The following is an 11,485-nucleotide window of genomic DNA, read 5'->3' as shown; positions in this document are numbered from 1 at the left end:
AATTTAAAAAAGCTACCGCCTGCAAAATACAGACAGCAGCTTAAAGAAGTTGCCTAACCTTTTTTTTAAATGTCCTTTACAGAGGGTACAATTTAGAATGTACTACGTCTATTTGTTTACTGAAGGCAAGCAAAAAAGCCCTTTCGCCGCTAATGGAATGATTCCCATCAAGCATGCAAAAGGGCTTTATGTTTGGTATGAGGCAAGCCCACCTTACTCGAACAACATTCATTCGAATAGGGTGGTCGTTACGTTTAATGCGAAACCCCTCTAGCCACCGGAGCTCGTTGTGAAGCACCGCTGACTACTTTGGCTGCAGTCGACACGGGCAGCTTCACAGCTGAGGTCGTAACCGTCCGGCGAGCCGGGAAACTGACCATGTACGTAATCACTTTACTGGCAATCCATACGGCCAGAATGGTATATAAAGTTTCTTTTACCGGTAGAAAGAAAAGCGACAATCCGAGTACAAACGCATCGCTGACAAAGAAAACCGTTCCCAGCTTCCAGCCCTTCCAACGGCTAATGAGCACCGCCAGAATGTCATCTCCGCCTGTCGCTCCTCCGAATCGAAGCACCATGCCAGCTCCCACGCCGGTGATAACACCGGACAGGACTGCCGGAATCCACAGATTACCGTGAAACGGAATGACCAGGGTGGAGTACCGCTCAAACCCGTCATAGAACAATGAGAATGCAGCCACACCCAGCAGCGCCTGAATCATGAACTTCCAGCCCTTGATGAACCAGGCCAGAATCATGACTGGAATATCCAGCAGCAGCATGCCGATCGCAGGTGATAAGCCTGTCGCGTATTTTCCAAGCAGGGCCAGACCGACAAATCCGCCCTCCGATAAATGATTCTGAAAATTAATGTGATAGTAGGCAAATGCCAAGATAAATGTTCCGAGCAGCATAATGGCGAACTTTCCCGCCTCTGTCTTAACTTGTTGTAAGGTTAACGATGTTCTCTTCATTCAGGTTCCCTCGCAGTTTGTAAAGGTTGGTTTGCACCGACCGTACCCTGCAAAAGGCAAGCCTGGAAGAAATCATCGTATTTGTCCTTCGAATATTATTCATTCCAATCCCCTCTTTCGCAGAGTCAGCCGTTTTTTTCTTTACGGTGGTGTACTCTACAAGGGGCGCTAAGTGTAAGAGAGATCGTAACGTTTCCAGATCGTCCTTGGGGAGATTATCCTTCGGGAACTCATGGTATCCTGATCCTTTCTGTCTGTTGGTGGTTAGCTATGCCAATTAAACGTATACTTTACACTAATCACTTCGATTGTAGCACCCTCTTCCGATCGCTGTTATCCCCGGATTTTTTTGATTCCCTTTTTCTAAGGGAAAAATCCTGTGATAAAGGCGAACACTTCGTTTCTCAGACGGGTCTACACTCTCCGTTACCGTGTAAAGGTTTAGTTTAAAAATCTAAGCTAACTTGCTTATTCTTCTATTATATAACACCGATGTGATTGGGTCGAAACAGCAGACCCTTCAAATATGCGCAAAAAGCATACTCTGGCCTGCTTGAGCCGCCAAACAGCCACACCAGGACAGGCTTCTCTAACTAATGGTGCTACCTGCTCCTTCATTCTATGACTGAAGCTTCCAAATATAACTGTCCAGTCACCCAACTGTGACAATTTGGGTCCATTTTTTATTTTTCCGCGGATTTTAAAGGAATCATTTCCCTCCTGCACATACACTATAGCAAAACGTAATCGCTTATCTTTGGTCCAGCTAAACGTTTCCAGACTTACTCTGCTGTTTATGGTATAATATAACAATTGATTCCCACTACCGTTTAAGCGAGGCGGATTGATGAAAACGTTAAAGCCAAGAGTCTTTATTGGCTGCTCGCTGGAAGCGAAGCCGATTGCAGCCGCAGTACACGAAAACTTGCGTTTCTCGGCCGAAGTTACCCCTTGGTACTCCGGAGTTTTTAATCCAAGCAGTTATACCATGGACGATCTGGAAACAGAAGTGCGTACGACTGACTTTGCCATTTTTATTTTTCATCCGGATGATATATCGAAAATTCGCGGGAAGTACTATGCCTCTGTCCGTGATAATACAATGCTGGAAATGGGTTTGTTTATGGGTCGGCTAGGACGAAAGCGTATTTTTTTCATTCTCCCTGAAGATATTACGGACATCAAAGACGCTTCCAAGATCGAAGGTTTACGCATGCCTACAGACCTGCTGGGTTTAAATCCTCTGGTTTATGAAATTCGTTCAGACGGGAAATGGGCACCAGCCGTCTCGGTGGCCTGTTCCAAAATCGCAGACAGCATCGAAGAACAGGGACGATGGAGCGATCCCGAAGTGGAAGAAATCATTGAGAAACACAAGAGGTCTGAGGGCGAAGCCCGGTTACAGTTGCTCAAGCTGCTGCGATTCTTCAGGGAGTTACTGCGTACCCGCAAAGCAGATTCGGTTATGTTGGAGCGAATGAGCGATGCACTTCGAAGTGCATTTGTATCCCATCCTCCATTTGCCGTGCGTGGAACTGCCATATACCGTACAGATGACAGTGGTCATATTGAGCAATTATGTGGTAATGTTGGGGAACCGGGGAGAAAATATAACTTGTCCGCCAACGACGACAAACAGCCTGATGATCCAAAGCGAATTTTGGTTATTGATTCATATCGGGAGAACAAAATCAAGATCAATCTCTACGACGATTACCTTGAGAAAGAGTATCTGCTATGCTATCCTGTAGCCAAGAGGTATGTAATCACAGTCCATATTATTGGACATATTGAAGCGGATGAGGCGATATTTCAGCAGATGGATTTGGAGAACCGTCATCTGTTCAACGCCATCAACGATTTGTTAGGAGGCGAACCGGAATGAAACCGGAAACGAAAAAAATAAGCAAGCGCTGGGGCAGCGATAAAAAGGTACGCCTCAGTTCTGCGCCCGAAGCATCACGACCGGTTCCGGAACCCAAGGAAGAAGATCGTTTCCACAAACCGGCTGTACCGCTGACTACAATTGGCCCTTCGCTGAAGGGTAAGGAAAGACCTTACAAAGTGATTCTGGAAAAAGAGGCTCTTTACGAGAAGCCTCAGTATCTGGCTTAACCGCTTTATGCTCATATACAACTCTGCCGTCTGGTTCGGCAGATCATCTGGCCCCGTCGCCCAAGGCAGGGCTTTTTTGTTGCAACACATTGGCAATCCTTCATACCTTCGCTAGTACCAACGGACCAAAGACATTTCATCATCCCTCTGATGCATCAAGTCGTTTTCTTTATACCCTTAGGTTTCCTGCAAAACCCAAAAATTATACCTTATTTTGGAGAAGGCCTGTCCGGAATGATGTTTTTAAAAGAAGAAAAGATGAGTAATAAGGAGAAAATGAATCACAGTTATTAACTCTCCCCTCTCCATTCATATTCCCAATTATAATATAAGAACATGTGTTCTGTAAATAACAAATTATAGTTTTTACAAGTAAATAGAAGAGACGTTTTCATCCTTATGTAGTCCAATACCATATGCAAAAAAACAGGCAACGCATGTCTCGCGCTGCCCGCTTCACTAACAACATCAAAATAATTCGAAAACTGTTCTGTTACGAACCTAGATCAGACCGGACTGCTGAAGCAACCTACGTACAATTACTGCTGTTTCAGCGCGGGTAATCGATTGTTTCGGGGCAATCGTATCTTTTCCACGTCCAGACACAAGTCCAGTGTGGATGCTGGTTGATACTGCTTCCTCCGCCCAACTTGCTACCTGCTCGGCGTCTGCGTAATCAGACCATTCCTTAACGTCCCTGCCACTCACAGTCGTATCCATTCCAGTCAGTTTCGTAGCACGTTTAATGAGCACCATAGCTTCCTGACGTGTAATCTGTGTCTTTGGACGGAATGTTCCATCTTCATATCCATCGATTAAACCGTAGCTGGACGCCGTGATCACAGCATCCGCGTACCATTCGCTTCCATTCACGTCTTTGAAGGAATCAACCTGTTCTAAAGGCTTTAATCCCAATCCTCGTACCAGGATAGCAGCGAATTCTGCACGTGTAACGCCACGGTTCGGTTCAAAGGTGGTGCCCGTGATGCCTTGGATCACCATACGTGAACCCATATCATTCACGTCGATCTCGGCCCAGTGTCTGGCAACATCGGTGAATGTATGCGGATGCCAGATGACGGCATATACACTGTTGGTCAAGCTGTTAATCTGTGCATGGTATATCCCATTGACCTGTGTAATTTTCGTTGGTATATGACGTACAGTACCATCTTCATCTACTACAACACCCGTGGTGATCTGATTTGGATCTACGTTACCTGGTAATGCAATCGTACGGGATACATAGCTATTGAACTTATCCACGCTAACGGATTTGTTATCAAAGGTGGCTGTTACTTTGAAATCAACCGGTGATCCCAGAAGAGCATATCCATTGTGCTGAGCTGCTGACTGTGCTGTCTGTATGACAACTTCTGATGGCTGTGAAATTTCGATGCGCAATTTAATGTTCTCCAAAGAAGTGCTGGATTTCACACCAAGTTGCTGCGCGAGTTGCTCAATATTAACCTGCTGTGCAGGTAACGTGTAGGAGGCAAAATCGGTTTGAAGCACCAGCACTGCTTGTTTGTCAGCCATGAGTTTGACCGTCTGGCCCGTCAGCTCACCTACAATCTGATCTCCTTGGCTGTTGCCTGTCACGGGAATCGTGACGATGGCGTTGTTCCCCTCAGTTTGGAGCTTTTGTGCAATAAGAATTGGGTCGACTGCAAGGGTTATGACTTTTCGTCCATTCACTTCAGTAGTAGTCAAGCTTCCAGCGTTCTCGGCTTTACCGTTCACGAGCACCTGAGCACCTGTCGATGGCGGAGTTACGACTGTGGTGGTCCCTGGTGTACTTACATTGCTTCCTCCAGAACTGGAACCACCCGAGCCGCCAGATCCCACACCGGAGTTACCATTTCCACCCGATCCACCTGAACTATTACTATTGCGCTTGATGTTCAGCGTATATGTTTTCTTGCTTACTCCATCCAATGCAGTCACTTCAATAGTGATTGTATTGACTCCACTGACTAATGGCACAACTGTATTGTTGCCGCTAACACCATTAATTTTTACCGTAACACCTGTTTGATCCGGTTCAACGCTAATCTCAGTCGTGCTGACCGAATTGCTGACCGTCGCTTCGTACAACTCCACATCCGAACTGAACACCGGAGACAATGTGACGTTAGTTAGATTTATTGCACTCAGTTTGGCGTTAGTGATGTCGATGCGGTTAATATTAAGGGTATAGCTGTTACTACTGCCGTCCTCTGCTTGAACGTTTATCACTACGGGGTTCGATCCATATGCCAGCTCCGAAATGGTGTATGTGTATATATCATCCGTCATCGCCTCATACGTAGCACCTGTTACGGTTACGTCTTGTCCTGCATCTGCTTTCCCAAAGGAGAAGCTTACACTCGTCACACCAGATTCGACATCCACACGATAATCAAGTTCCTCTACTGAGAAATCAGGAGTCAAAATTCCTGAACTTACCGTCAGGCCTGAGAGAATTGCTGTAGAAGACTTCCACTTTGCATAAAGTGTAATATCTTTCGTCAAATTGGTATTAAAATCAAAAGCCTGCTGCAGCTGGCCGTCCTTATACCAGCCAAAGAACGTGTAGCCCGTCTTTTCCGGGGCGTCAGGAATGATTGCCGAGCTATTATAGCTCACCTTTTGACTTTCAATCTCTGTTCCCCCGTTAGATTCAAAACTGATATTTACATAAAGGGGTTGCCACTGTGCATACAGGGTAACGTCATTATCATTCATGGAGAAAGTATTCCCTGCGCTGTAGCTAGTGCCACTCCCGTCTGCGGCTGTGTTCCACCCTGTAAACTGATAATCTTCCTTCTCAAGTGCTTCCGTGTTATCCAGCACTGTCACTGTTGTATCTTTTTCATATTTCAGATTGTCTACTGGGACACTTCCTGTGGTCGCACCATTGGCATTGTAAACCACTGAATGTTCCGTAGAAAGCGTCATGACTGTCATCTTATTACTTTTTGAGTTGTCTACATAAGCAACATAAGGCATTCCGTTTTGGCCAAAAGCAAGTGAAGTTTCGCTTATTTGATCGGCAGAGAACGGCTTACCTCCAACTACAGTCCATTGATTACCGTCCAGCTTCATCATTACACCCTGCGGTTCCATGCTATGATTAACTATATTTCTAAACGCTGTGTAAGGCACACCTTGCGGATCAAAAGCCAAAGACAAATTATACGATGCTCCTGATGAGAACCCTACACTTCCAACGGCCTCCCATTGGTTTCCATTCAGCTTCATTACGGTTGCTTTGTAACTGTTGGCCTCGTCCTGAAAAGCAATATAAGGCACATTATCGGGACCAAAAGCTAGCGAAGGATATGATACTTGTCCTGGTGTGAATTCTGCCGCTCCTACAATTTCCCACTGATTGCCTGCAAACTTCATTACAGTGGCTTTACGATTATTTAAATCTATAAAAGCAAAATAGGGAATTCCGTTAGCATCGAAAATCAGTTTGGACATCTCGAGTACTATACCACCTGTTGTAAAACCGGAGGAACCAACCGTATCCCACTGATTTCCATTTAATCTTTTAACCGTCACTTTATCATTTACAGATTGATCCCGGTATCCAATATAAAGAATATTATCGGGGCTAAATGCAATTGTAACGTACACCGCCGCTGCACCTGTAAAACCAGCGCCGCCCACCACTTCCCATTGACTTCCGTTGAATTTCATAACGGTGGCTTTGTTGCTATTGTCCATATCCTGGTAAGCTACATATGGAACATTCTGAGAGTCAAATGCGAGCGATGAAGTCCAGACTTCACCAATAGAGAAGCCGACCGGTCCAACAGATTGCCATCCGCCAGAGATGTATTTCATAACTGTTGCTTTATTATCATTGTCTGCATCCCTAAAAATCGTATAAGGTATACCTGTTCTGTCAAAAACTAACGAAATATTTTCTACCTGCCCTGTCGTGAATCCAGCCCCACCTACATCTGTCCATATCCCACTTGCAGCATAGGCGCGATCCATGCCTAACGTTTGGAATACGGGAAAACCTCCAAAAATTAATAGACACACCAACAGTATGGCTACCGTTTTTTTAAACTTCAGCACCTTCCTATTCATCATCCTCATCCTCTCCCTTGCTTTATAACATCCGTTTGTTAATCCACATCCACAATCAGTACTCTATCTGCATGCACATCCTACGAAATCTACTGAAAAAAATAGCTACTTTGCTGGTAGACGAATTAGCTACGTATACTCTTCTGATATGTATCTCTGACTTTTACTCTCCCCTCCTGTGTAACTAGATAATGTACGGACATTATAACGATTGATTCTGAACCGATTCTGAACATTATGCTAAAGTGGTGAGTTCTCTACTACATAACGGTGTTCCGAATATGAGCTTTGACCCGTATTATATAAGAGTTTCAAGCGATCAAGCCTATGTTAAATAAAGGGATTGTAAAAAATTTCAGGTTGAAACCAGTATGAGTCAAGCTTATGCTGACTATAATACAGAGCAGGAACATTTGTTCTTAATTTGATCGATTTAATATTCAAGGTTAAGGAAGTGAAAGTATGGCATCATCCCCTTCCGCCCCATCCCCTGCGGATGAAGACCACCGATTGATTAAAAGTATGGTTGTACGCACCCTGCTGCTGGATGTGCTTGAACGGGATATTCGCACACTGGATACGTTGCAGCTGAAAATGCCAGAGGTCTACATTCTATCTCTAACCCGCATTCAGAATGATGTGCTTAAGGAAATGCTGACGCTTCGCAAACAGATGAGAACCCGTGGAGTCAAGGTTCTGGAGGAGAAACGGCAAGTCGATGGAATCGAAACCCAGTATCTGTGCAGAGGCTATTTGCAGCGATTCTATATGCTGTGGACGTTTGCGCGGAATGAAGTCAAAAAAGAGCTCAGTCGGCATCTGGATATGGATTTGGCGCAAACTTGATGGCTTTGACAGCATTGCACCCAGGCATACGCCCTATTGTTATCTCAGCAGATGGATCTGACCCACTTATCCGTCATTACGTTCGAGTCCGACTTATACTCGCTTTCTCCTATCCACGGCTCCTCTGGTTCGAAGCTCCCTGATTAAATCGAAACAGGTTGACCCCGGGAGGCTGCGTTCATTAAGATGGAATAGACTTGTCTGTACATTCCGTTCAGACTTGCAATGAAAATTGATTCCTATAACCAAACAAGCCTGCCAGCCATTAACGGCGGACAGACTTGTTCATTGGAATTGCTTTCAACGTCTTATCAATCAAGGAGTTGTACTTCATGGACTTGAATTCGCATTTAATTCAAAATCAAACACCCGCACATACAGGCATTGCCGCAGATGTGACCGAACTGATCGGCCAGACACCTGCCGTTAAATTGAACAGACTTACAGGCAGCGATTCCGCTGACGTATACGTCAAGCTGGAATATTTCAATCCCAGCGGCAGCGTCAAAGACCGTGCCGCCTACAACCTGATCATTCAGGCTGAACGGGCAGGACTGCTGCTTCCCGGTGCAACCATTATCGAACCGACCAGCGGCAATACCGGGATCGGTCTTGCGATGAATGCCGCTGCCAAAGGATATAAGGCCATTCTGATCATGCCGGACAACATGTCCAAGGAACGCATCAACATCCTGAAAGCCTATGGCGCAGATGTCGTACTTACCCCTGCTGCGGAACGGATGCCTGGTGCGATTCGTAAGGCCAAAGAGCTTCAGGCCGACATTCCTGGAAGTTTCATTCCCCAGCAATTTGAGAATCAAGCGAACCCGGACATCCACCGAATCACCACGGCTCCCGAAATTATGCAGCAAATGGAAGGCAAGCTGGACGCCTTCATTGCCACGGCGGGAACTGGCGGTACCATTACCGGAACTGGAGAAGAACTGCGCAAGCAGCTGCCGGACATTCGCATCTATGCGGTAGAGCCGAAAGGTTCACCTGTGCTGTCCGGCGGCGAGCCCGGACCGCACAAGCTCGTCGGTACAAGTCCGGGGTTCATTCCGGACATTCTGAATACCGACGTATGGGATGCCATCATCCAGGTGTCCGATGAGGATGCACTGGATACGATGCGGCAGCTTGCTGCCCGGGAAGGGCTGCTGCTCGGCCCTTCCTCTGGCGCTTCGGTGTGGGCCTCCCTGCGCATCGCGCGGGAACTGGGGCCGGGTCACCGAGTGCTCTGCATTGCGCCCGATACCGGGGAACGGTATTTGAGCATGGGTATTTTTTAACAAAGAAAAACTCTTACACAAGCCAAAGACTCCCCTCCAAAATGAGCGCTTGATCACAGCCGAACGTTGAATCCGCAGCGTACAAGTACTTACTCTGGAAAGGAGCCAGTTAAAAAATCTAAATATGAATGTGAACTAGTGTGTCAAGGTTGTCCATTCTACACCTTCGGGAAGCAGAGCCGCAATGCGGTCTTTGGCTTCCTTTTTGCTATACAACGATTCATCGAGAATGACCGCAGAACCGGAATCCGTGCTTGTCCGAATCAGACGTCCGAGACCTTGCTTCACCCGCAGGAGCATATATGGAAGATCGATCTCTTCGTAAGGTGCTGCTGACGCACTGCGTTTCGCATTGAAGACAGGGTCCTGTGGTGGATACGGAAGCGACCAGATCATGACATTGGATAATGATGGTCCTGGAACATCCAGCCCTTCCCACAAATTGACGGAGCACAGCACACTCTCCTCATCCTGCTGGAACGCCGCAATCAGATCACTGATCTCCCGGTCGCCCTCGTACATAAATCGCAATCCTTCTGCTTCAGGAACCTGAACAATGTCCTGCTTAAACGCACGCAATTCCTCCATCGTACGGAACAGAATCAGCGCACGGCCTCCACTCTCCTGGAGCATGGACACCGCGTCACGCAAGCGATTTTCGTTCTCCGGGTGGCCTGGTATGGCTTCATTCGTAATCTTCATCTGCATTTTGTCCGCATAATCATACGGAGAAGCGACGGAGAACGATACAAAATCATCAATCCCCAAACTGTCCGCTACATAACGGAATGAACTGTCCACGGATAACGTTGCGGATGAGAAAACAATCGGAATACCTGTATTGAACACACGCTCGTTCAGAATTTCCTTCACGGTACGCGGCATAATCGATAAGGTTGTCTCGTCTTCGCTCTCTTCAGCCCAGCAGATGTACCCATCTTCCTTACGGAACAATGCAAGTGCAGACTGAATCATGTCCAGATGTTCTTCCACTACTCGCATCTGATAGCCATCCAGCGAGAACAATCCACTCTCAAATACCAACTCTTCGCCGATCGCATCCAATACGCTGGTCAGTCGTTCAATCTCACGCAGCAGCGGCGGTTCTACCCGCACTTCTTTCCGTTCCGATCCGGGAATTGCTACCGTATACGTATCCAGCAATGCAAACAGTCGCTCACTGCTCTCAATCGCTTCATCCACACGCTCGGCGAGGGATTCACGAATCTCACCTTCAAGCAGGCGGGTCACCAGTTCCTCGAAGATGCGGTGTTTCAATTTGTAGCTCAGTGCATTCAGAGCCGCTTCTTCCAGCAAATGTCCTTCATCAAATACAACCGAGCTGTGATCTGGCAGCAGTGGCAATTGTCCCTCACGTTTGCGCGCTTCATAGGTCCACACATGCTCCATGTAGTAATCATGGGAACAGATGATGATGTCTTTGGAACGGCGGTAGTGGTCACGCGACAGCGTCAGGCCGCAGCGTTGACGTTTGGGACAAACAAAGCAATCCTGGAACGGGTCCCAGTTAATTTTATTCCACTGACGATCATTCAGATGTGGATACTGTTTGCGATCACCATACGGATGGAAAGCCTGAAGCGTACCCGGCGTATTCACAAAATCCGGAAGGCTCTCATGCACTTCTTCAATGACAGGTGCATCCTCATCCGCAAATCGCACAGCACTTAATTTGTTCAGACAGACGTATTGGTCGGGTGACTTGCCCAGACGTGCGTCCACTTCTAGATCCAGATGTGCAGCCAGCTTTGCAATATCTCCGCCCGGCTTCACCAACTGTTCAATCAAGGACTCATCGGCACAGGCGATTACCGCCGGTTTACCCGTATAACGAGCATAACAGACCGCATAGAGCAGATAGACTAATGTCTTGCCTGTTCCGACACCGGCCTCAGCCATAATGGTCTTTTTATCTCCATAGGCCCGTTCGAGCTGGTACGCCATAAAAATCTGTTCATCCCGTACCTCGAAGCCGGACTCAGGCAAAATATCGTAAAAAACATCGGCAACCCATTCCCCTAAACGGGATACAAAGGGCTCTGCCGGATCATATGCAAAAGGATAACGTTGTGTAGACAATCCTAGGTCAGCCTCCATTCTTAGACAAGCGGTCCGAATTTCATTTTCCGTTCAAAAAAGGCCGCTGGG

General features: G+C 46.8%; 7 protein-coding genes. 4 read left to right on the top strand and 3 right to left on the bottom strand.

Annotated elements, in window-relative coordinates:
• Positions 1-254: 254 nt before the first annotated feature.
• Positions 255-977: a YitT family protein gene (locus tag ACFVQB_RS22965; protein ID WP_053784366.1), complete on the bottom strand. Its 723-nt coding sequence runs from the start codon at positions 975-977 to the stop codon at positions 255-257.
• A gap of 847 nt (positions 978-1,824) precedes the next feature.
• On the opposite strand from ACFVQB_RS22965, the gene ACFVQB_RS22960 reads away from it, so the two are divergent.
• Together ACFVQB_RS22960 and ACFVQB_RS22955 are read left to right on the top strand one after the other, a co-directional pair.
• Entirely contained in the window at positions 1,825-2,862 is a 1,038-nt protein-coding gene (locus ACFVQB_RS22960; RefSeq protein ID WP_379444424.1) for a nucleotide-binding protein, read from the top strand.
• On the top strand, positions 2,859-3,092 hold the full coding sequence (locus ACFVQB_RS22955) for a hypothetical protein (RefSeq protein ID WP_379444420.1): 234 nt from the start codon (positions 2,859-2,861) through the stop codon (positions 3,090-3,092). The genes ACFVQB_RS22960 and ACFVQB_RS22955 overlap by 4 nt, the downstream gene beginning before the upstream one ends.
• Positions 3,093-3,593: 501 nt before the next feature.
• Here the strand turns inward: ACFVQB_RS22955 and ACFVQB_RS22950 are convergent.
• Positions 3,594-7,181, bottom strand: coding sequence for an S-layer homology domain-containing protein (locus tag ACFVQB_RS22950; RefSeq protein ID WP_379444415.1), 3,588 nt, complete (start codon positions 7,179-7,181; stop codon positions 3,594-3,596).
• Positions 7,182-7,640: 459 nt separating this feature from the next.
• Between ACFVQB_RS22950 and ACFVQB_RS22945 the strand changes: the two genes are divergently transcribed.
• Complete coding sequence (locus ACFVQB_RS22945) at positions 7,641-8,024, top strand: YhjD family protein (RefSeq protein WP_379444410.1); 384 nt, start codon at positions 7,641-7,643, stop codon at positions 8,022-8,024.
• A gap of 332 nt (positions 8,025-8,356) precedes the next feature.
• The gene (gene cysK / locus ACFVQB_RS22940) at positions 8,357-9,316 is read left to right on the top strand and encodes a cysteine synthase A (RefSeq protein WP_379444406.1); all 960 of its coding nucleotides are present in this window, start codon (positions 8,357-8,359) and stop codon (positions 9,314-9,316) included.
• A gap of 135 nt (positions 9,317-9,451) precedes the next feature.
• On the opposite strand, the gene ACFVQB_RS22935 is transcribed toward cysK, so the two are convergent.
• A complete protein-coding gene (locus ACFVQB_RS22935; protein WP_379444402.1) occupies positions 9,452-11,434 on the bottom strand; it encodes an ATP-dependent DNA helicase in 1,983 nt (660 codons plus the stop codon).
• Positions 11,435-11,485: the final 51 nt, after the last annotated feature.

Source organism: Paenibacillus sp. NPDC057886 (assembly GCF_042796655.1).
GTDB lineage: Bacteria > Bacillota > Bacilli > Paenibacillales > Paenibacillaceae > Paenibacillus.
This window is presented reverse-complemented; position numbering and strand designations above follow the sequence as displayed.

Excerpts from the sequence above, each read along its gene's own strand:
- ACFVQB_RS22960 (WP_379444424.1), top strand. The coding sequence starts at position 1,825 with ATGAAAACGTTAAAGCCAAGAGTCTTTATTGGCTGCTCGCTGGAAGCG.
- ACFVQB_RS22955 (WP_379444420.1), top strand. The coding sequence starts at position 2,859 with ATGAAACCGGAAACGAAAAAAATAAGCAAGCGCTGGGGCAGCGATAAA.
- ACFVQB_RS22965 (WP_053784366.1), bottom strand. The coding sequence starts at position 977 with ATGAAGAGAACATCGTTAACCTTACAACAAGTTAAGACAGAGGCGGGA.
- ACFVQB_RS22945 (WP_379444410.1), top strand. The coding sequence starts at position 7,641 with ATGGCATCATCCCCTTCCGCCCCATCCCCTGCGGATGAAGACCACCGA.
- ACFVQB_RS22935 (WP_379444402.1), bottom strand. The coding sequence starts at position 11,434 with ATGGAGGCTGACCTAGGATTGTCTACACAACGTTATCCTTTTGCATAT.
- ACFVQB_RS22950 (WP_379444415.1), bottom strand. The coding sequence starts at position 7,181 with ATGATGAATAGGAAGGTGCTGAAGTTTAAAAAAACGGTAGCCATACTG.
- cysK (WP_379444406.1), top strand. The coding sequence starts at position 8,357 with ATGGACTTGAATTCGCATTTAATTCAAAATCAAACACCCGCACATACA.